Here is a 20,068-nt window from a genome sequence, read left to right on the forward strand (position 1 = left end):
GACTATGCCTTTCCGCGCCCAAAATCCGGTGCGTCCGTATCCTGCCCTGCATCAATAATCCCGCGGCGAATAGCACGGGTACGGGTGAAATAGTCGAAAAGCTGATCGCCGTCACCCATTCGGATCGCCCTTTGCAGGGCAAACAGCTCTTCCGTAAATCGTCCCAGAATTTCCAATGTGGCGTCCTTGTTTGTCAAAAAGACATCTCGCCACATGGTCGGGTCCGAGGCCGCGATCCGTGTGAAATCCCGAAAACCCGCGGCTGAATATTTGATCACCTCGGTATCTGTGACCCGGCGCAGATCGTCGGCGACACCCACCATGGTATAGGCAATCAGGTGCGGGGCGTGGGATGTGACCGCCAGAACCAGATCATGGTGATCCGCGTCCATCTCGTCGACATTCGACCCCATTCCTTCCCAAAGGGCGCGCAAACGCGCAACTGCATCCGCATCGGCATCTTCGGCGGGCACCAGCAAACACCAACGGTTGTCGAAAAGTTCCGCAAACCCGGCCTCGGGGCCGGAATGCTCGGTCCCGGCCAAGGGGTGCGCAGGTACAAAATGCACGCCGTCGGGGATAAACGGGCCAACATCTTCGATGACGTGCCGCTTGACCGACCCTACATCCGACACGGTCGCGCCCTTTTTCAGCACCGGCGCGATATCCTGGGCGACCGCGCCCATCGCGCCCACGGGGACGCATAAAATGACCAGATCAGCGCCCTCGACCGCCTCTTTGGCGCTGTCGCAGACCCGATCGCACAAACCGATCTTTCGCGCTGTGTTTCGTGTTGCCTCGGACCGGGCAAATCCCGTGACCTCACCCGCCAATCCAGCCCGTTTGATTGCCCAGAACATGGACGAGGCGATCAGGCCCAACCCAATCAGCGCCACACGGTCGTAAATCTGGCTCATGCAGCGCCTCCTTTGAATGCAGTAATTGCCGAAACCACGCGGCGGCAGGCCTCTTCGTCGCCGACGGTGATCCGCAAGGCGTTCGGAAGGTTGTAGCCCGCAACCCGGCGCACGATCAAACCCTGAGTTTTAAGATAGTCATCGCAGGCCTCGGCCTCGGTCTGATCGGCAAACCGCGCCAGGATGAAATTGGTGCAGGACGGGTCAGAGGGGACGCCGATCTTTTCCAGTTCAGCTGCCAGCCAAACCCGCAGGCGCGCGTTTTCGTCAAAACAGTAGGTCAGGTATTCCTCGTCCTTCACCGCTGCTTCCGCCGCCGCCAGCGCCGTAAGCGACAGGTTGAACGGTTGCCGCACTCGGTTCAGGACATCGATGATGCTTTTATGTGCATAGCCCCAACCAACGCGCATCCCGCCCAGACCGTAGATCTTCGAGAACGTGCGGGTCATGATGACATTCGGATACTGATCCACCAGCCCCGCGCCGCCGTCAAAGCCATCGACAAATTCCGTATAGGCGCCGTCCAGAACCAGCAGCGTTGTTTCGGGCAGCGCATCGGCCAACCGGCGCAGCTCATCTTCGGATACCATGGTCGAGGTTGGATTGCCCGGATTTGTCAGGAAAACGATCCTGGTCTGTGGCGTGACCGCAGCCAGGATTTCGTCCACATCCACCCGGCGATCCCGTTCCGGTACCATCACGGGCGTCGCACCCGCCATACGCGCGATAATGGGATACATGGAAAAGCCGTGTTCGGTGTGGATGACCTCATCCCCGACACCCGCATAAGCCTGCGCGATGAATTGCAGGACCTCGTCGCTACCGACGCCGCAGATGATCCGGTCGGGGTCCAACCGATAGCGTTCGCCAATGGCACCCCGCAGGCTGGCGTGATCCGTGCTGGGATAGCGATGCAAGGTTGCGGCACTGTCCCTGATTGCCTCGATCGCTTTGGGGCTTGGTCCAAACGGGTTTTCGTTCGAGCTCAGCTTGATCACATGTTCCACGCCGGCCACATGCGACTGTCCGCCCTGATACAGCGCGATGTCCATAATGCCGGGTTGTGGGGTGATCTTGATCATAAGAGGCTCCGTTGATTGAGCCTCTCATACCTGTCTCAACGCGTTGAGAAAAGCGGCAATTCCCTCAGGCCGCCTTGAAGCGGGCGGTTGCCGGATCGGCACTGTAATAGGGCGCGTATTCCGCTGTCCGGTGGGACAGGTCATTGACGCTGTCGATGATAAAGCGAACGGTCTCTTCCCGCATCAAATACGAGAAGTTCAGCCTTACCCAACCGGGCTTTTTCATCTCTTCCCCCGCTGACAACGCTGCATGCAGGCTTTCCGATGTCTGCTGGTCAATGCCCAGCAACCGATGCGCATAAGGCCCGGCACAGGCGCAACCGCCGCGTGCCTGAATGCCGTAGATGTCACTCAGCATGCGCGTGAACAGCTGCTGATGCACCGGCGGGCCTGCCCCGTCGCGGATCAGGAAGGAAAAGATCGGCAAACGATGCGGGTGATCAACGCCCAAAAGCGTCAGGTGAGGGTTGTCGCCCCACCCCTCAAGCGCCATCTGATTATACTTGGCCTCGCGCCGCGCGATTTCATCCGTGCCGACCGCATCTTTGACAACAAAGGCCAGCGCAGCCCGGATGTCGCCTATGACATTCGGTGTTCCGGCCTCTTCGCGCGTCGCAAGATCCGCGCTGTAATCGTGCCGCCAAGGCGAGACGAAACTGACCGTTCCGCCACCAGGCCAGCTTGGGCTGCAGCGTTGCACGGCAGCGCCGTTGACGATCAACACGCCCGAGGCACCCGGACCGCCCGGAAACTTATGCGGCGAAACCACGATTGCATCCTTGCGCGCATCCTCCGGGCCCATATGCATCGGCAGATATGGACCGCCCCCGGCATAGTCCCAGACCGCAAGCGCTCCGTATTGTTTCAACAACCGTGTAACGGGATCAGGATCAGTGACAATGCCTGTCACATTCGACGCGGCCGAAAAGGACCCGATCAACAGGTCCGAATCTGCATTCGCGACCAAAGCAGCTTGCAAAGCCGCCATATCCAGCCCACCCCCGGGCGCCTCGGGGATTTCGATCACCTCGGCCTTGCTTTCCCGCCACGGCAGGATGTTGGAGTGATGTTCATAGGGACCGATCAAAACAACCGGTCGATCAGCGTTCTGTACCTTGAACAAGCTGACCAACCGGTTGAGCCCCGCAGTCGCGCCAGAACCGGTGAAGATCACCGTTTCCGCACCCCTCGTGCCGACGATGCGGGATATTTCAGACCGCGCCTCGCGGCGCAGCCGGGTCATGTATGACCCGCAATAAGAAGCCTCTGTGTGGCTGTTGGCATAAAACGGCAACACATGCTCGGCCACAAAGTCTTCGACCTGCCGTAACGCACGGCCCGAAGCGACGTAATCCGCATAGACCAGCGGGACGTCCTCGTGCAGACCGGGTATCATCACGTTTTCACCGATCAGTCCTTGGTGAAGTGTATCAGCGCGAGTGGCGGCCTGAACGTCGGCACGAAAACGAGAAAAGGGCATTGCATTGGCTCCTTGTTGCAATCCCAACATGATTGATTTTTCTTAGATATACTTCTCCTTTTTTTGCTGAATTGCTTGTAATTTTGTGTCAATTGATCTGCTATGTCGCATAAATTAGATCAAATTGACACACGCATCCTCAAAGAGCTGCAAAAAGACGCCACCCTCTCCCAAAGGGAATTGGCGGATCGCGTGGGGTTGTCGCAAAATGCATGTTGGCGCAGGCTGAGGGCCTTGAACGAAGACAAGGTTCTGGTGGGCACCACGGCCCGGATCGCGCGAGAGAAACTTGGCCTGAATTTGGTGGTCTTTGTCATGCTGCGCACACGGCACCATTCTGCGGACTGGCTGCAAGCCTTCCGCAGCCATGTGCTGACAATTCCTGAGGTGGTCGATTTCCACCGGATCGGCGGCGATTATGACTATCAGCTCAAAGTCGTGACGCAGGATATGACCACTTATGACAAGGTCTACCAGCGTTTGATCGAAAAGGTGGAACTCGACAGCGTGACCTCGTATTTCGCGATGGAGGCCATCGCCGAAGGCCGTCCCCTTCCGCTCTGACCCACCTTTTCTTGCGATCAAAAGCGCTTGGGTACGCCCACGAGAGGGCCCGAGCACAAAAAAAAGACCGCGCTGAAAGCGCGGCCTTTCGAATTCAGTGGAGCGGCGAAGATTAGTTCTTCGCGTAGAATTCAACAACCAGGTTCGGTTCCATCATGACCGGGTAAGGCACATCGCTCAGGCCCGGAGCGCGGACGAAGGTCGCGGTCATTTTCGAATGGTCCGCGTCGATGTAGTCAGGCACGTCACGCTCGGCCAGCGCGGCGGCTTCCAGAACGATGGCCAACTGCTTGGACTTGTCGCGCACTTCGATCACGTCGCCTTCTTTGACACGGTAGCTGGGAATGTTTACCCGCTTGCCGTTCACTTTGACATGGCCGTGGTTTACGAACTGACGTGCGGCAAACACGGTCGGAACGAACTTGGCGCGGTAGACGACGGCATCCAGGCGGCGTTCCAGCAGACCGATCAGGTTTTCACCGGTATCGCCTTTGACACGCTCGGCTTCGGCATAGATGCGGCGGAACTGCTTTTCGGTCAGGTCGCCATAGTAACCTTTCAGCTTCTGCTTGGCGCGCAGCTGCAGACCAAAGTCCGACAGTTTACCCTTGCGGCGCTGGCCGTGCTGGCCGGGGCCGTATTCACGACGGTTGACCGGGGATTTCGGACGACCCCAGATGTTTTCGCCCATCCGGCGGTCGATTTTGTACTTGGCAGACGTGCGTTTGGTCACGGCTGATCTCCTTTATTGTGGCATTTCGGCTTGATCCGAAAACCGGTTCCCACTTTTCGGGCCGAAATAGCGTCGCCGCTCAGGCCGTTGGATTCGGTTCAGACCAGCTGAGTGCCGGGTTATAAAGGGCGTTGTCCTCTTGAGGTTTCCCCCATGACAGGCATCCCCTTGCGGGGGCCACCAACACCAATGAAGCCGCGCTTATATCCGGGAGAAAGCCAGAGTCAACACATCATCGCACCGAAAACGGTGCCATTGAAATTCTGTTCGAGAAACGGTCGACGCTATTCCGCAGCGACGCCATGTACCGCTGCGGCATCGGCCCCGGGGTTTTGATGCGCCGGAAACAGAACAACCGTGTCGTCTGTGCCTGTTCTGGCCGTATTTTGCGGGACCTGCACAACGGCGCTGATCCAGAATTCCTGATCCCGGCTCGGGCATCCATTCTCAAACAGCATGATCGGAGAGGTCTCGCCCTCGACAAACACGAGATCGGCAACATAGCGCTGCGCGCCATTCACCAATTCGACCCGTCCATAATGCTGGTTGGTTTCATGCACCGCCTGTCCGCTGACCTGGTTCTGAATCGGCCCCCGCCATGACCACGCAGCCCCAACAAAAAGATCGGACAGAGGCGCTGCCTCAAGCCCGTTCAATTCCGTCTGGGTCCAAAATACGACTACTTGACCGTTTGCACCGGTTCTCATCTGCCCGCCCGCACTGTTAAACATCCCACCTTTAACGACGCATAGTTTATGCAAAAAGAATGGGGCAGAAAAGAGACACAATCGGGGTCTTCACATAAATGTTGCTTCAGAGTCAGATTTAATTTCTGCGCATTCCCAACCGAGCCCAATCGGATTGTGGTTGTCATTTGATCCATTCTTGCCTAGTCAGAGCCTCACCTCGGGGTGCGTGCTTTGCCGCGCTGAGACGTTTTGGACGAACCCGTTGAACCTGAACCGGCTAGAACCGGCGGAGGGAAGGGTAGCGGTTTCATCCATCCTTGCCCTCTCGCCGCAATGGAGGATGATATGAAACATCTGATGATTGCTGCGGGACTTCTGAGTGCAACTTCGGCCATCGCGGCCGATAAACCTCAGCTGACCGTGTATACTTATGACAGCTTCGTGTCCGATTGGGGCCCCGGACCCAAGGTCGAAGAAGCGTTCGAGGCGATCTGCGACTGCGATCTGAACCTTGTGGGCGTCGAAGATGGCGCAGCGCTGTTGTCGCGCATCCGGCTTGAAGGTGCGAATTCCGATGCGGATGTGGTGCTGGGGCTCGACACGAACTTGATCACAGCCGCGAAAGAGACAGGGTTGTTTGCGCCCAGCGCCGTCAGCGCCGACTACACTTTGCCGATCGAATGGACGGATGATGTTTTCGCGCCCTATGACTGGGGTTACTTTGCCTTTGTCCACAATGCGAATGCGGCTGCACCAGCCAACTTCCGCGAGTTGGCCGACAGCGACACCAAGATCATCATTCAGGACCCACGATCCTCGACCCCGGGGTTGGGCCTTTTGCTTTGGGTGCAGACGGCTTATGGCGACGAAGCTGCGGATATCTGGGCCGGACTGGCGGACAATATCGTGACGGTCACCAAGGGCTGGTCCGAAGCATACGGCCTGTTTCTGGAAGGTGAGGCCGACATGGTCCTCAGCTACACAACCTCGCCCGCCTATCACCTGATCGCTGAGGAAGACGACAGCAAAGCCGCGGCGGCCTTTGATGAGGGGCACTATATGCAGGTTGAAGTTGCGGCCAAACTGGCGGGAACGGATCAGCCGGAACTGGCGGATAAATTCCTAAACTTCATGGTCACAGATGCGTTCCAACAGATCATTCCGACCACGAACTGGATGTACCCCGCGGTAACGCCCGCATCGGGTCTGCCGGATGGGTTCGACACGCTGGTTGAACCCAAGAAGGCGCTGTTGCTTTCCCCGGATGACGCCGCCGCCGTGCGGGATCAGGCACTGGCAGCATGGCTGGGCGCGCTCAGCCGGTAAGCCCATGGCCCGGTATCGGCGCGGCTGCTCTGGCTGCTGCGCTGATACTCGGCACGCTAGCCGCTGTTGCCTTTCGGGCTGATGCGGCGGGCAGGCTTGGCCCGGCCGATTGGGCCGCCTTGCGCTTTACGCTGACACAGGCGGTTCTGTCCGCCCTGTTCAGCGCGGCCCTGGCTATACCCGTGGCGCGCGCCCTGGCTCGCAGGCGTTTTTGGGGCCGACGCGCCCTGATCGCACTGCTTGGTGCCCCTTTTATCCTGCCCGTCATCGTCGCCATCCTCGGATTGCTGCAAGTCTTCGGGCGCGCCGGATGGATTTCCGACATATTGGCTGTTTTTGGCCTGCCGCCGATACGGATCTATGGGCTGCATGGGGTCGTGCTGGCGCATGTGTTTTTCAACCTGCCACTGGCTACGCGCCTGATCCTGCAGGCGTGGCAGGAAATTCCGGCTGAGCGCTTTCGCCTTGCCGCACAGCTGGGCTTTCGCGGCACGACCATGTTTCGCGTGATCGAGCTGTCGATGCTGATGCGCATTCTGCCCGGAGTCGTCGCGGTCATCTTTTCCATTTGCCTGACCAGCTTTGCCGTTGCGCTGACGCTTGGCGGCGGGCCTCGCGCCACAACCATCGAGCTGGCGATATTTCAGGCCTTTACCTACGATTTTGACCTCGGCCGGGCCGCCCTGCTGTCGGCGGTGCAACTGGCCCTGACCGCCGCCGCCGCTCTGGCGGCGCTAAAGTTTTCGCGCAGCGAAGGGTTCGGGTCGGGCCTAGACCGGGCCATCCGCCGCTGGGACGAAGGTTCAACACTCCCCGATGCGCTTTGGATCTTTGCCGCCGCCGCGTTTCTGCTGTTGCCTCTGGCTGCCGTTGTCGTCTCGGGGCTGGGCGGGTTGCTTGATCTGCCCGTGCAGGTGTTTCGCGCGGCGTTGACCTCGGTTCTGGTCGCAACCGCCAGCACCGCTCTGCTTTTGGTTCTGGCGCTGCCAATGGCTGCAGCTGTTGCCACGAGACGGCGCAGCTTTGTTGAGCTGTGCGGCATTCTGGGATTGGCCGCTTCCCCCCTTGTGATCGGCACAGGGCTATTCATCTTGATCCGACCAGTGGCAAACCCCGCCTCGCTGGCGTTGCCGGTGACGGCGCTGGTCAATGCGGTGATGGCCCTGCCCTTTGCCCTGCGCATCCTTATCCCTGCGGCACGGGATGTGGTTTCACGTCAGGGTCGGCTTGCCTTGTCTCTGGACATGAACAAGACCAGTTTCATGACCCGGATTCTGCTGCCTCGAATGCGCCCGCAGATCCGCTTTGCCGCCGGCCTTGCTGCTGCTTTGTCCATGGGCGATCTGGGGGTGATTGCATTATTTGCCGACCCGCAAATCGCGACGCTGCCCTTGCAGATCTATCGCCTGATGGGGGCATATCAGATGCAGGCCGCAGCCGGAGGTGCGCTGCTGCTGTTGATTTTGTCGATGGGTGCATTCTGGCTTTTGGACCGCGGAGGGCGCGCGCATGCTGAAACTTGATCAATGTAATATCACAAATGGCGGCTTCTCTTTGCACGCGGACCTTACGATCGACCCAGGGTCCAGCGTGGCGATCATCGGTCCGTCCGGGGCGGGCAAGTCCACGTTGCTTGAGGCGATCGCCGGGTTTCGCGAGCTCACCCGGGGGCAGATTCTGTGGAAAGGTAACCGCATTTCCGATCTCGCACCGGGCAAGCGCCCCGTGGCGATGTTGTTTCAGGATGGCAATCTGTTTCCGCATCTGACGGTCGCACAAAACGTCGCCCTTGGCATACGCCCAAACGGGCGACTGACCTCCGATGAACAGGCTCAGGTCGAAACCGCGCTGGCGCGGGTGGCTTTGGCCAGGTTCGAAAGGCGCAAACCGGCTGAGCTGTCGGGGGGGCAACAAAGCAGGGTCGCCCTGGCCCGGGTCCTGGTACAGCGCCGCGAGATGTTGCTGCTGGACGAACCCTTTGCGGCACTTGGACCCGCGCTAAAGGCCGAGATGCTTGATCTTGTGGCCGAACTGCTGGCAGAGACCGGAACAACCCTGCTGATGGTCAGCCATGATCCGCAAGACGCACGTCGCATCGCGGTACAGACGGTGCTTGTGGCCGATGGTCAGGCGCATCCACCTGCCGAAACAGCACATCTGCTGGACAATCCGCCCCCCAGCCTGCGCGGCTATCTTGGGTCATAGCCTAAGGGCGGCGTTTTGCCAAACGCGCGCTTGACCCCGGCTCGGCAAACCATTAGGCCCGGCAGTCTTTGCTTACATCTCGGAGATTTGCGCCATGGCCCCCAACAGCCCGTGGATCGGCATTGATTTTGGCACCTCGAATTCGGCAGTCGCCTATCTGAAGTCGAACAAGGCGCATCTGGTGCAATTCGGCACCGCCCCGACCCTGCCCACCACGTTCTTCTTCGATTTTGACACGCGCGAAACCCTGATTGGGGAGCCTGCCAATCAGGCGCTGCTCAATGGTCTTGAAGGGCGCTTTATGCGCGCGCTCAAACGGGTGTTGGGAACCAGTTTGATGCACGAAAAGCGCCAAATCCTGAATGACCGCCTGACCTTTGTCGAAATCATCGGAACGTTTCTGCGCAGGCTGCGCGAACAGGCCGAGGCAGAGCGAGGTGTGCCCTGCACCCGCGTCGTCTCGGGCCGTCCGGTTGTGTTTCACGGCACCGATGATCCCCGCGAGGCTCAGGCCGAGGCCGACCTGCGCGCGTGCTATCTGGCGGCTGGGTTTACCGACATCCGCATTTGCCCCGAACCCGCCGCTGCCGCCATCGCCAACGGGGCAGCCGGGCGCGCGGACACTGTCGGTCTGGTTGTCGATATCGGCGGGGGTACGTCGGATTTCTCGGTCTTCCGCACCGGCGCTGACGCGGTCGAGATATTGGCCAATCACGGCGTGCGCATCGGTGGGACCGACTTTGACAAGGCCATCAGCATTGACCATGTGATGCCCTTGCTGGGCAAAGGCTCAATGATCCGGGATGTATTTGGCAGCGGCACGTCGCTGGCCCCCAATGCGATCTTCAATGATCTTGCAACATGGGAGATGATCCCGTTTCTCTACACTCCGCAAAACAGACGTCTGGTCGCCGATATGGTGCAATTGGCCGAGGCACCTGAGCGCCTGAAACGGTTGGCCACGGTTTTGGACCATGAACTGGGGCACGAACTGGCCTTTGCCGTCGAACGTGGAAAGATCGCCGTCAATTCAGGGGACCCGCACGCGGCCATTGCATTGGACTGGATCGCCAAAGGTCTGGCTGCACCGCTGAACGAAGACCGCCTGACCGACAGCCTTTCCGGTCACAGCGATCGGTTACGGACCGGCGCGCTGGAAGTTTTGCGCAAGGCCAACCTGAACGCGGATCAAATCGACCGGGTCGTCTATGTCGGAGGCTCCAGCCTCATGACCATCGTGCCAGAGACCATGGACGATATCTTCCCAGAGGCCGATCATTCCTTTGCCTCAGTGTTTACCGCGGTGGCCGAAGGCTTGGCCATGGTGGCCGCACGCGAAGGACAATAGATTCGGGCCTAAGGAATGGTGAATTCCAACACAGCCTCGACCGGCTTGCCATCCGCGATATAGGGCCGATGATCATTGGTATTCAAACCGATCCGCAACCTGTAAGCGCCTGATGCAAGGCGACCCACATCAATGCTGGTGTCATACAACCTGCCCAGTTTCAGGCCGTTGAGATAAACATGTGCGTGACCCTGCCCGGGAACATGGGGCGCGTCATCAGCGGTCACAACAAACTCGAAATCCTGCAAACTGATCTCGATGTTGAACCCGTCGGCACGCACAGTTTCCGGCTGTTTGATTGTGATCGAAGGGGGCGGCGACACTTCAACCCCATGGGCCAAACCATGTCGCATGACAACGGCGCCATCTGCCGTCTCAGGGCGCAGAACGCGGGCGACCACTTCGCTTCCATCATCAAATATCAGGGCAACCGACTGGAACGCACCTTTTTCAAAGCTGCCATCGGGCACCGACAACATCATATGGGCGCCGTCCATGGCCAATTGTCCCGCGCCGCCACCTGGAACGACAAGTGGCCCGGTCTGGTCAGGGTTCATGATCTGCGCTTCTGCCCCGGACCGAGAGCTGGCGTCCGTCAAAGCCACCGGCGCGCCATAGTTCTGCATCTTGAGCGAGACCATGAACATCGTTGAGGACGCCCCTACCGGCGCCGCGCGCGCATCGGTGATCGTGATTGCGCTTTGTCTGGGAGCAAACTGCCAGTAAAGAATAGCGGCGACACCCAGCACGCCGATCAGGATCGCCACCCGTTTGAACATATGTCTTGCCCTAATACTCACCTTCATATGCATACTAACGACATGAGGCGATGCGGAAAGAGGATTTTTGCCGCGCTCGGCGTAGCCACCATGACAGCTGCTCCGGCCTTTGGCCATGCCGCCGATCAGGGGTTTGTCCTGCTGCTGCCAACCACGGCATACATCACGGGCGGAACGGTTGCGGTTGCCGCCACGATCCTGTTGCTGGTGCTCCTACGGGGAAACCAGCTGGAAAAACTGCTGACACCGATTGACCTGCGTATAAAGACCAACCGGGTCTCACCGCCCCGGTTCATATCGTTCATCACGTCGTCGGCGCTTGCAGCGTTGATTCTGATCGGGCTGTGGGGGCCGACCGATCCGCAGGCCAATCTGTTGCCACTGGTGCTTTGGACCGTGTGGTGGATGGCGTTGTTCATCGTTCAGGGGTTGTTTTTCGACGTCTGGAAATGGGTCAATCCGTGGCCCGGCCTGCACCGGCTGATCGCTCCAAGGGACGAAGGTTTTCTGCCCATCCCGCCCCGGGTGTCTGTCTGGCCCGCGGTTGTTCTGTTCGCTGCCTTTCAGGGATTCGTTCTGGCGGATATTGCCCCCAACGATCCCGACAGACTTGCCAAATTCGCCATCGGATACTGGGTTTTCACACTCGCGGGCATGAGCGTTTTCGGGCGTACCGCCTGGCTTCAACATGTCGAATGTTTCACAGTCCTGTTCAACCTGATCGGCAAGATCAGGGTCACAGGCGGTGATCAGACTCTCAAGCTTGGATTTCCCGGGTGGCAGGTCTTTCATGGGGCGAAGTTCGACCTCAGCCATGCCATTTTCGTACTCGTCACCCTCGCCGCGGGCAGTTTTGACGGACTTTATGAGACGTTCTGGTGGCTGGGTCAGATGGGGGTCAATCCGCTTGAGTTTCCCGGACGCTCTGCAATGGCCGGGTCGACGACGCTTGGCCTTTATGGCGCGATTGCACTTTTGACATGTATCTTTGCGCTTGCGGTCTGGATCGGATGCGCGCTTGCCGCAGATCGGGGTCCAGAAGCCGGGTTTAAGGCGGTGTTTGTCGCCTTCGCGATCACGTTGCTGCCCATTGCCATTGGCTATCACTTCGCCCATTATTTCGTGACGTTTCTGGTTCAAATTCAGGTGGTTATCGCAAATCTGGCTGATCCTTTGGCTAAGGGGTGGAACCTGTTTGGACTGGACGCAACGCGGGTTAAGGTCGGATTTCTTGCGGTGCCGTCCACAGTCAAGATCATCTGGCTGACACAAGCCGGAGTCGTCGTGTTTTCCCACATCCTCGCCGTGATTCTGTGCCACCGCACGGCAGAGATCTTATGCCGTAGTCCGCGCGGCGTTCTACCCTTACAGATTGGCCTGTCGATCCTTATGGTGGCCTACACAGTCTTCGGCCTTTGGCTGTTGGCCAGCCCGCGCGGCGTATGAAAATCGTGGACTTTTCATTAGTACACATACAAACTGACCCTACAAGCGGCCTAAGTCGCGACAGACAACATGGGAGATTTCAACTGTGACACAGGGGATCAAAAAGACATCGGGGATTGATCGCAGAACCGCCCTTTTGGGTTTGGGTGCCGGCGCGGGCGCCATGGCCGCCAGCGGTATTCTCCCCGGCTCGCTTGGCTTTGCACAGGCGCAAAGTTCCGCCCCGATCAAGATCGGATTCCAAAAGCACGCAACCGGTATCGGGGCCGCTTATGGCCGTTGGTACGGCGCGACCACGGATGCGGCCGTCAAACGCATCAATGACAATGGCGGCATCAACGGGCGGCCTGTGGAAATCGTTGTCGAAGACGACGCGACAGACCCCGGACGCGGCGCAGAGGTGCTTGAGAAATTCGCCAATCAGCACGAATGCGACGTGGCGTTCGGAACCTTGTTCAGCCATGTTGTCATCGGTTCGGCCCCGCGCGCTGGCGAGTTGAAGCTGCCCTATTTCGTGGTCTCGGAAGGGCACCATGTGGCCAGCGGTGCGCTGAACCGCTACACGCTGCAGCCGGGGATCACCGATGTAAAAAGCCAGGTGCAGTCGATGGCCCCCTTTGTCGCCGACAATCTCGGGAAGAAGGTCACGATGATCTATCCCGATTTCGCATTCGGCCATGATCACCGCGATTTCTTTTCGGCCGCAATTGAGGCACAAGGCGGTGAAGTGGTCGCGAAAATCGCCATTCCGCCGACCGAGACGACCTTTACCCGCTATTTCCCCAATATCCCGCGCGAGACCGAGGTGATTTATCACGTTATGGTCGGGCCTGCGGTTCTGACCTTCGTCAAGGAAATGGGCGAGTTTTTCGGCCCAAGCCGCCCCGAAATTTTCGGCTTTATCGACAGCCTTGAGGCTGTGGACATCCGTAGCCCGGGACTGGAATTCCTGGAAGGCACCTATTTCTGGGAGGGCATGCCCCGTCACGCGCAGGCCGATCAATCGGAATATGAGAAAGCCTATCGCGCCGCCGTCGGCGTTGATGACCGTGGCGCCTCGGTTGATGATCCGGCCAATGTGGCAACTTATGCCCATATGTTCGGGTGTTGGGAGACGCTGAATATCATCAAGAAGGGCATGGAATCTGCCGATTACCAAGGACCGCAGGATCGCGCCAAACTGATCGAGGCGGTCGAAGCGATGACCGACATGCCGGAATCCGAGGATCATCCGCAAGGCGACAAGGTCTTCAACGGCAAGACCCACCAGGCCTTTGGCAAACAGTTCATCTCGAAGGTGACGGATGGCAATCTTGTCGTGGCGCATACTGCGTCTATCGAAGACGGGCTTTATGAGGATGAAGTCGACTACACGACACAGCCGCTCTGATCTGATCCTGATCCAGTAACCGGACGAGAATATCCATGGAGTTTGGGCCTCACTTGATGCTCGCCTCGCTCGAAGGGGCGGTCATCTCGGCTATTCTTGTGCTGACGGCCATGGGCCTAAGCATTGTCTTTGGGGTCATGCGCGTCGTCAATGTCGCGCATGGCGAGTTCTTCATGCTTGGCGCGGTCTTCGCCTGGGCAGTGACGACATCTTTGGGCGGGCACCCGGCCTGGGGGTTCATCACCGCAATCCTGATCGTGCCGGTTCTTGTGGGCTGCATCGCCGCAGGGGCTGACCGGCTGATCCTGAAACGGCTTGACTACGATGTGGACCGCACGATCGTGGCCACAATTGGCCTGCTATACATCATCCAGCAATCCACGCTGATGCTTTATGGCCCCGAGGCGCGGCCCGTGGTGCCTCCGTTTAACACCCGTTTGGCCCTGCCCTGGTTCGAATTCGGTGAAAACGGGTTTGCGCTGATCTGGCCCTGGGGTCTCAGCATCACCACTTACAAGCTGTTTGTCATCTTTGCTGCAGCAGTTGTTCTGGTCGTGTTGTGGCTGGTACTGACGCGCACAAGAATCGGCCTGATCATGCGCGCAACGCAACAAGACAGCGACATGGCGCAGGCCTTTGGCGTGCCCGTGGGCAAGGTCTATTCCTGGGTGTTCGGGCTCGGGGCCGCGCTGGCGGCGCTGGGTGCGGTGCTGGTGGTGCCCATTCAGCAGGCCCATTACCTGATGGGCGGAGATCCGTTGCTGCTGGCCTTTATCGTGGTGATCATCGGTGGCCTCGGCAGCCTGCCCGGAACCGTGGTGGCCGCCTTGCTGATCGGTATGAGTGACGGCATCATCTCGGTCTTTTTCTCACCGACCCTGGCCAAAATCATTGCGACGTTTCTGGTGGCCATGGTGCTGGTTTTCCGACCGCAAGGTCTGTTGGGGCGGGCACCGGCATGAATACAAGTACAAAGATCTCGGCGCTTCATCTGGGCACGTTGCTGGTGCTGATGGTACTGTTCTTCATGCTGCCCGCCTATCATGTCGGGGCCTTTTCGCGGATCATGGTGCTGGCGATTTACGCCATGGGGTTCAACCTGCTGTTCGGCTACACCGGGTTGCTGAGCCTTGGGCATGCGATGTTCTTTGCCGCGGGCATGTACGGCTTTGGACTAAGCGTCAAGCTTGCGGGGCTTTCCGTTGCCCCGGCCTTCCTGATTGGCATCGCCGCCGCCGCGCTGCTGGCGGTTTTGGTCGGCTATCTGGCGCTGCGCACCATCGGGGTCGCGTTCATGATCGTGACGCTGATGTTTGCGCAGACGGTCTATCTGGTCATCCTCTATTTCGGCGAATACACCCGCGGGGACGAGGGCTTTGTTGTTCAGCAAGCCCAACGCACCCTGGCGGGCATAGACCTGACGTCTGAGAGCGCACGCTATTTCACCGCCTTCGCGTTGTTTGCGATCTGTTTTCTGGCGATGGCCCGGCTGATCCAAAGCCCCTTTGGCAAACGCCTCGTCGCCATCCGCGAAAACGAGGAACGGGCCCAAATGCTGGGCTATGACGTTGGGCGGCTCAAACTGACAGCGCTGGTCGTCTCGGGTGTCTTTTCGGGCATCGCGGGTGCGGCTTATGCACTGCTTTTCGGCTATGTCGGGGCCAATTTCGCCACCGTGCAATATTCCATCTTTCCCCTGCTTTGGGTGCTGTTGGGTGGTGCGGGCACGACAATCGGACCGTTGATCGGCGTGATCTTTATGTTCTACCTCATCGATATCTCCAGCGGCTACACGAACGCCTATATGCTGATCGCCGGTGTCGCGCTTGTGCTGCTGACACTGTTTGCGCCGCAAGGCCTGGCAGGAACACTCCGCAAGAGGGCCGCGCCATGGCTGCCGTGAACGTTCTGGAAACCAAGGGGCTGACAAAGATCTACGGCGGCATCGAGGCCAATGTGGATATCGATTTCCAATTGCCCAAAAGCCAAATCACCGCCCTGATCGGCCCGAACGGGGCTGGGAAATCGACCTTTATCGGCATGGTCAGCGGGCGCACCCTGCCAACCCGTGGCACCGTCAGTTTCGAAGGGCGCGATATCAGCCGCCTGCCCGCGCATAAGCGCATCCAGCTGGGTATCGCCTATACCTTTCAGATCACGTCGATTTTTCCGGGGCTTTCGGTCTATGACAACGTGTCTCTGGCGGCGGGTTTGCATCTGGCTGGCGACAAGGCCGCGCATATGGCCAAGACCGACGCGGTGTTGCAGAAGATAGGGTTGATGGACCGGGCGGATCAAACCGCAAGCGACCTCAGCTATGGGCATCAGCGTGTTCTTGAGATCGCCATGGGCCTGGCGCAGGATCCGAAAGTGTTCATCCTGGACGAACCCACCCAGGGCCTGTCCGAAGCGGAGGTGGATGAATTCATCGTACTGATGAAATCGCTCGCGGGTGACGCGACCATCCTTCTTATCGAACACAATATGCGGGTTGTTTCGGAAACCGCGGATCATGTTGCTGTGCTGGATCAGGGCCGGTTGCTGGCGTCGGGTACGCCGCAGGAGATTCACGAAAACGCTGCGGTGCAAGCCGCCTATCTGGGGACAACCCCGAATGCTTGAAATCCGCGATATCCACACCGGTTATGGGCAGGTCAAGGTCCTGCTCGGGGTTTCCGTCTCGGTCCAGCCGGGTGAAATCCATTGCCTCATGGGACGCAACGGTGCCGGAAAGTCGACATTGCTGAAAGCGATCATGGGCCAACTGCCGCTTTCACAGGGTGAGGTCATTCTGGACGGTGAACACCTGAACGGATTGCCTGCGCATCTCGTCCCCAAACGCGGCGTCGGGTACATTCCGCAAGGTCGGCGCCTGTTCAGTGAACTGACCGTGGCCGAAAACATCGAAATAGGTCTGATGACCCGAAACGAAGGCCGCGACACCCGCGAATGGGTGCTGGAGCTGTTCCCCCGTTTGCGCGAGCGTCTAGATCAAGTAGCCGGAACGCTGTCGGGCGGCGAGCAGCAGATGCTGGCCACGGCACGCGCGCTGTGTCTACGGCCCAAGGTGCTGCTGCTGGACGAGCCGACCGAAGGGTTGCAACCTTCTATGATCGAACTGATCCGTCAGGTCGTGGTGAAGATGAAGGCCGAGGGCTATGCTATCATACTTGTGGAACAACGCGTGGACGCGGTTTTGTCTATCGCGGACAAGGTCACATTCATCGAAAACGGCCAGGATCGCGAGACTGTTCTGGCCTCGGATTTGCAGGCCGATGCGGCGAAATTGAAGAAATACCTGGGCGTCTGACCGTCGCATGTCGCCTTGGGGTGCATAGCCAACCCATAGGGCCTGCGACTTGACGGAACCGAAAAACATGTTTGTATGCTAATAAATAAGCGGGAGGGTGCGACCATGGAAAAGCTTGTCATCAAGAACATCGGGCAGATTCTGTCCGGCAAGATGGAAGACCCGCTTTTTGACGGCGATTGCATGGTCGCTGTCGATGGCAAGATCACCGCCTGGGGCAAAGAGGCTGATCTGGATTGCGAGGTTGCCACGACAATTGTCGATGCCCATGGCGTGACTTTGGCCCCAGGCCTGATCGACAGCCATGTCCACCCGGTGGTCGGCGACTATACTCCAAGGCAGCAGCAGCTGCACTGGATCGATTCAACGCTGCACGGTGGGGTCACGACCCTGATTTCGGCGGGCGAGGTCCACATGCCCGGGCGGCCCAAGGACGTGGTGGGCCTGAAGGCGATGGCGATCGCGTCGCAGCGGTGGTACGAGAACTTTCGCCCCTCGGGCATGAAAGTGCATGCCGGCGCGCCGGTGATCGAGCATGGCATGGTCGAAGAAGACTTCAAGGACATGGCCGACGCGGGCGTCAAGCTGTTGGGCGAAGTCGGCCTGGGCACGGTCAAGGACGGCAAGACCGCGCATCAAATGGTGCAATGGGCGCGCAAATACGGCATGCAAAGCACGATCCATACCGGCGGTCCATCTATCCCCGGTTCCGGTTTGATTGACGCGGATATGGTGATGGAGACCGGCACCGACGTGATCGGCCACATCAACGGGGGGCACTCGGCCCTGCCCGATGATCAGATCGTCTGCCTCTGCGAAAGCTGTCAGTCTGCCTTTGAAATCGTCCACAATGGAAACGAACGGGCCGCGGTGCTGACGATCAACACCGCGCGCGAGTTGAACAAGCTGGATCAGGTCATCCTGGGAACCGATGGTCCTGCGGGTTCGGGCGTGCAGCCGCTGGGCATTCTGCGGATGATCGCGATGCTTTCGGCCTTTGGCAATGTCCCTGCGGAAATCGCCTTTTGCTTTGGCAATGGCAACACCGCACGGCAGCGAAATCTGGATACCGGGTTGATCGAGGAAGGCCTGTGCGCAGATTTTGTCCTTTTGGATCAGGCGCAGCATGCGCCGGGCAAGACAATGCTGGAAAGCGTGCAACAGGGCAATTTGCCGGGCGTGGGGATGACCGTCATTGACGGCATCATCCGCAGCGAGCGCAGCCGCAACACGCCCCCGGCCAAACGGTTACCCGAACGCATACAATAGGGGCTTTCGCAGGATCTGATTGACGCAGAATTGCTTCGGGTTAGGTGGTCTTTTGGCAAAGCAACCTAGAAGGCAGATATGCGTCTTGTTTCAGGCCGCCCATCCCATGCGGGTCGCGCATGACGAAACGTGTGGCCATTCTGGCAACGGGCATATTCAGCCCGCTGTCCAGCGCCATTGAGCTTGCGACGCGTGCGCGAGAGGCTGGATATGAGGTGGTGTTCTTTGCACCGGCCTCCTCCGCCAAGCTTTTGGACTTTGCCGGTTTTGAGCATCACAAAATCCCGCGACCCAAGGTCCACACATTTGCACCGCTATTGCCACCACCCGGGAAAAGGATCACGAACGCGCAGGAAAAGCAGGCCAGATTGGATGCAGCCGTTTCGGCCCTCAAGGTTGATAAGCTGCCCGATCAGATCAAACGCTGCGCTCCCGACATCTTGCTGATTGATTGCGAGATGCACGCACATATCATCGTAGCCTTGTCGTTAGGCGTGCCAGTGGTGCAATACACAAGCATGTATCTCTCGCCCCCGGGACCGCAGGCGCCACCGCTGCACAAGCGCGCCTATCCGGGTCACGGTCTACGAGGTTCCAGATTGTCGATCTCGGTAACCTGGCTTTATTACATCATGCGCAAGGTCATCAAGATCCGGCAAAACGCCCGGAAAGATCAGGGGGCCGATCACCCGACCGCGCTGGCCGAGCTTGCGCGACGGCGCGGTGTCCCGCTTAAGGTGCTGCGCCGGGTTGCATGTTGGCAAATGCCCTGGACCTACAAGATCCCAACCGCTCTGCTATTGCCAAAAACGCTGGATCTGCCAACCAAACCCTATCAGGACATGTTCTATCTCGGGCCGATGGATTTGCAATCGCGTCCAAAAATTGCAGAAGAGTCCGATAAAATTCGCGATTTTTGTGCGGAAATTGACGGAACCAAGCGGATTTTCCTCGGTTTCGGATCGATGATGGCGCCAAATTCGAAATTACTGACCCGATTTTGGAAGATTGCCGCGCGCCATCCGGAATGGCGATTTCTTTGTGCCGCTGGCGATCACTGGGACAATGACGCCCTGCAAGACCTGCCGTCGAACGTGACAGTTGTGCGTTGGGCCCCGCAACAAGAGGTGCTGGAACACGCTGATCTTGCGATATTGCATGGCGGCACCGGCAGTCTGGTTGAGGCCGCCCTGGCGGCGACACCCATGCTGATCTTTCCCCATGTCAACGATCAGAAAGGCAGCGCCGCACGGGCGCTGTTTCACGGCATCGGCCGCGCAGGTCGCGTTTCTGATCCGGTCTCGAAGATCGAGGCCGACATGGAAAACCTGCTGCACAACGACGATACCGCTGCGAATTGCCAAAGAATCCGGCAAAAATGCCTGACAGAACGTGAAACAAGCGACATTGGCGCTTTTTTGGCGCGTTTTATCCGCAAAACCACCTGAACCCGGAATTCGTCCGGTCTGACTGCTCAATTTTGATCCAAAACCGTTTCTGGCGCGTAGCAGAAGAAATAGCAAAATCAGA

At 58.7% G+C, this 20,068-nt stretch carries 19 protein-coding genes and 1 riboswitch; of the genes, 13 read left to right on the top strand and 6 right to left on the bottom strand.

Going from position 1 to position 20,068, the window contains the following annotated elements:
- Positions 1 to 2 precede the first annotated feature (2 nt).
- The 3 genes from ACR0AG_RS07455 to ACR0AG_RS07465 form a co-directional block, all read right to left on the bottom strand.
- Positions 3 to 917 carry a prephenate/arogenate dehydrogenase family protein gene (locus ACR0AG_RS07455; protein WP_480837642.1) on the bottom strand — a complete coding sequence of 305 codons (915 nt, stop codon included), beginning with the start codon at positions 915 to 917 and terminating at the stop codon, positions 3 to 5.
- Entirely contained in the window at positions 914 to 1,999 is a 1,086-nt protein-coding gene (gene hisC / locus ACR0AG_RS07460) for a histidinol-phosphate transaminase (protein WP_480837643.1), read from the bottom strand. The genes ACR0AG_RS07455 and hisC overlap by 4 nt, the downstream gene beginning before the upstream one ends.
- 64 nt (positions 2,000 to 2,063) lie before the next feature.
- Positions 2,064 to 3,479, bottom strand: coding sequence for an aminotransferase class V-fold PLP-dependent enzyme (locus ACR0AG_RS07465; RefSeq protein ID WP_480837644.1), 1,416 nt, complete (start codon positions 3,477 to 3,479; stop codon positions 2,064 to 2,066).
- A 102-nt stretch (positions 3,480 to 3,581) separates the two neighbouring features.
- Here ACR0AG_RS07465 and ACR0AG_RS07470 point away from each other — a divergent pair, with 102 nt between their 5' ends.
- Entirely contained in the window at positions 3,582 to 4,043 is a 462-nt protein-coding gene (locus ACR0AG_RS07470; protein ID WP_480837645.1) for an Lrp/AsnC family transcriptional regulator, read from the top strand.
- A 112-nt stretch (positions 4,044 to 4,155) separates the two neighbouring features.
- Here ACR0AG_RS07470 and rpsD read toward each other — a convergent pair whose 3' ends face one another.
- On the bottom strand, positions 4,156 to 4,776 hold the full coding sequence (gene rpsD, locus ACR0AG_RS07475; protein WP_170683418.1) for a 30S ribosomal protein S4: 621 nt from the start codon (positions 4,774 to 4,776) through the stop codon (positions 4,156 to 4,158).
- 284 nt (positions 4,777 to 5,060) lie between these two features.
- Positions 5,061 to 5,507 carry a hypothetical protein gene (locus tag ACR0AG_RS07480; RefSeq protein ID WP_480837755.1) on the bottom strand — a complete coding sequence of 149 codons (447 nt, stop codon included), beginning with the start codon at positions 5,505 to 5,507 and terminating at the stop codon, positions 5,061 to 5,063.
- Between the two features lie 166 nt (positions 5,508 to 5,673).
- Positions 5,674 to 5,777, top strand: a riboswitch (TPP riboswitch).
- 33 nt (positions 5,778 to 5,810) lie between these two features.
- Between ACR0AG_RS07480 and thiB the strand changes: the two genes are divergently transcribed.
- The 4 genes from thiB to ACR0AG_RS07500 all read left to right on the top strand — a co-directional run bounded on the left by thiB (position 5,811) and on the right by ACR0AG_RS07500 (position 10,344).
- A complete protein-coding gene (thiB, locus tag ACR0AG_RS07485) occupies positions 5,811 to 6,791 on the top strand; it encodes a thiamine ABC transporter substrate binding subunit (RefSeq protein ID WP_480837646.1) in 981 nt (326 codons plus the stop codon).
- Positions 6,767 to 8,314 carry a thiamine/thiamine pyrophosphate ABC transporter permease ThiP gene (locus ACR0AG_RS07490; RefSeq protein ID WP_480837647.1) on the top strand — a complete coding sequence of 516 codons (1,548 nt, stop codon included), beginning with the start codon at positions 6,767 to 6,769 and terminating at the stop codon, positions 8,312 to 8,314. Before thiB ends, ACR0AG_RS07490 begins: the two co-directional genes overlap by 25 nt.
- On the top strand, positions 8,301 to 8,996 hold the full coding sequence (locus ACR0AG_RS07495) for a thiamine ABC transporter ATP-binding protein (RefSeq protein ID WP_480837649.1): 696 nt from the start codon (positions 8,301 to 8,303) through the stop codon (positions 8,994 to 8,996). Before ACR0AG_RS07490 ends, ACR0AG_RS07495 begins: the two co-directional genes overlap by 14 nt.
- A 94-nt stretch (positions 8,997 to 9,090) precedes the next feature.
- A complete protein-coding gene (locus ACR0AG_RS07500; RefSeq protein ID WP_480837650.1) occupies positions 9,091 to 10,344 on the top strand; it encodes an Hsp70 family protein in 1,254 nt (417 codons plus the stop codon).
- 8 nt (positions 10,345 to 10,352) lie between these two features.
- Here ACR0AG_RS07500 and ACR0AG_RS07505 read toward each other — a convergent pair whose 3' ends face one another.
- Entirely contained in the window at positions 10,353 to 11,123 is a 771-nt protein-coding gene (locus ACR0AG_RS07505; RefSeq protein ID WP_480837652.1) for a copper chaperone PCu(A)C, read from the bottom strand.
- A gap of 90 nt (positions 11,124 to 11,213) precedes the next feature.
- On the opposite strand from ACR0AG_RS07505, the gene ACR0AG_RS07510 reads away from it, so the two are divergent.
- From ACR0AG_RS07510 to ACR0AG_RS07545, 8 genes are all read left to right on the top strand, one after another.
- Positions 11,214 to 12,569 (top strand): hypothetical protein, encoded by a 1,356-nt coding sequence (locus ACR0AG_RS07510; protein WP_480837653.1) that lies wholly within the window; start codon positions 11,214 to 11,216, stop codon positions 12,567 to 12,569.
- A gap of 85 nt (positions 12,570 to 12,654) precedes the next feature.
- On the top strand, positions 12,655 to 13,959 hold the full coding sequence (locus tag ACR0AG_RS07515) for an ABC transporter substrate-binding protein (RefSeq protein WP_480837654.1): 1,305 nt from the start codon (positions 12,655 to 12,657) through the stop codon (positions 13,957 to 13,959).
- Between the two features lie 35 nt (positions 13,960 to 13,994).
- Positions 13,995 to 14,921, top strand: coding sequence for a branched-chain amino acid ABC transporter permease (locus ACR0AG_RS07520; RefSeq protein WP_480837655.1), 927 nt, complete (start codon positions 13,995 to 13,997; stop codon positions 14,919 to 14,921).
- Positions 14,918 to 15,862: a branched-chain amino acid ABC transporter permease gene (locus ACR0AG_RS07525; RefSeq protein WP_480837656.1), complete on the top strand. Its 945-nt coding sequence runs from the start codon at positions 14,918 to 14,920 to the stop codon at positions 15,860 to 15,862. The genes ACR0AG_RS07520 and ACR0AG_RS07525 overlap by 4 nt, the downstream gene beginning before the upstream one ends.
- Positions 15,850 to 16,581: an ABC transporter ATP-binding protein gene (locus ACR0AG_RS07530; protein ID WP_480837657.1), complete on the top strand. Its 732-nt coding sequence runs from the start codon at positions 15,850 to 15,852 to the stop codon at positions 16,579 to 16,581. Before ACR0AG_RS07525 ends, ACR0AG_RS07530 begins: the two co-directional genes overlap by 13 nt.
- Positions 16,574 to 17,269 carry an ABC transporter ATP-binding protein gene (locus ACR0AG_RS07535; protein WP_480837658.1) on the top strand — a complete coding sequence of 232 codons (696 nt, stop codon included), beginning with the start codon at positions 16,574 to 16,576 and terminating at the stop codon, positions 17,267 to 17,269. Before ACR0AG_RS07530 ends, ACR0AG_RS07535 begins: the two co-directional genes overlap by 8 nt.
- Before the next feature lie 105 nt (positions 17,270 to 17,374).
- Positions 17,375 to 18,538: an amidohydrolase family protein gene (locus tag ACR0AG_RS07540; protein ID WP_480837659.1), complete on the top strand. Its 1,164-nt coding sequence runs from the start codon at positions 17,375 to 17,377 to the stop codon at positions 18,536 to 18,538.
- A 119-nt stretch (positions 18,539 to 18,657) separates the two neighbouring features.
- Positions 18,658 to 19,986, top strand: coding sequence for a nucleotide disphospho-sugar-binding domain-containing protein (locus ACR0AG_RS07545; protein ID WP_480837660.1), 1,329 nt, complete (start codon positions 18,658 to 18,660; stop codon positions 19,984 to 19,986).
- Positions 19,987 to 20,068 lie beyond the last annotated feature (82 nt).

Source organism: Ruegeria sp. H6, assembly GCF_056532975.1.

Bases quoted from the DNA above. Each gene is read 5' to 3' on its own strand.
- ACR0AG_RS07455 (WP_480837642.1), bottom strand. From the start codon at position 917: ATGAGCCAGATTTACGACCGTGTGGCGCTGATTGGGTTGGGCCTGATC.
- hisC (WP_480837643.1), bottom strand. From the start codon at position 1,999: ATGATCAAGATCACCCCACAACCCGGCATTATGGACATCGCGCTGTAT.
- ACR0AG_RS07465 (WP_480837644.1), bottom strand. From the start codon at position 3,479: ATGCCCTTTTCTCGTTTTCGTGCCGACGTTCAGGCCGCCACTCGCGCT.
- ACR0AG_RS07470 (WP_480837645.1), top strand. From the start codon at position 3,582: ATGTCGCATAAATTAGATCAAATTGACACACGCATCCTCAAAGAGCTG.
- ACR0AG_RS07480 (WP_480837755.1), bottom strand. From the start codon at position 5,507: ATGTTTAACAGTGCGGGCGGGCAGATGAGAACCGGTGCAAACGGTCAA.
- thiB (WP_480837646.1), top strand. From the start codon at position 5,811: ATGAAACATCTGATGATTGCTGCGGGACTTCTGAGTGCAACTTCGGCC.
- ACR0AG_RS07490 (WP_480837647.1), top strand. From the start codon at position 6,767: ATGGCTGGGCGCGCTCAGCCGGTAAGCCCATGGCCCGGTATCGGCGCG.
- ACR0AG_RS07495 (WP_480837649.1), top strand. From the start codon at position 8,301: ATGCTGAAACTTGATCAATGTAATATCACAAATGGCGGCTTCTCTTTG.
- ACR0AG_RS07500 (WP_480837650.1), top strand. From the start codon at position 9,091: ATGGCCCCCAACAGCCCGTGGATCGGCATTGATTTTGGCACCTCGAAT.
- ACR0AG_RS07505 (WP_480837652.1), bottom strand. From the start codon at position 11,123: ATGTTCAAACGGGTGGCGATCCTGATCGGCGTGCTGGGTGTCGCCGCT.
- ACR0AG_RS07510 (WP_480837653.1), top strand. From the start codon at position 11,214: ATGACAGCTGCTCCGGCCTTTGGCCATGCCGCCGATCAGGGGTTTGTC.
- ACR0AG_RS07520 (WP_480837655.1), top strand. From the start codon at position 13,995: ATGGAGTTTGGGCCTCACTTGATGCTCGCCTCGCTCGAAGGGGCGGTC.
- ACR0AG_RS07525 (WP_480837656.1), top strand. From the start codon at position 14,918: ATGAATACAAGTACAAAGATCTCGGCGCTTCATCTGGGCACGTTGCTG.
- ACR0AG_RS07530 (WP_480837657.1), top strand. From the start codon at position 15,850: ATGGCTGCCGTGAACGTTCTGGAAACCAAGGGGCTGACAAAGATCTAC.
- ACR0AG_RS07535 (WP_480837658.1), top strand. From the start codon at position 16,574: ATGCTTGAAATCCGCGATATCCACACCGGTTATGGGCAGGTCAAGGTC.
- ACR0AG_RS07540 (WP_480837659.1), top strand. From the start codon at position 17,375: ATGGAAAAGCTTGTCATCAAGAACATCGGGCAGATTCTGTCCGGCAAG.
- ACR0AG_RS07545 (WP_480837660.1), top strand. From the start codon at position 18,658: ATGACGAAACGTGTGGCCATTCTGGCAACGGGCATATTCAGCCCGCTG.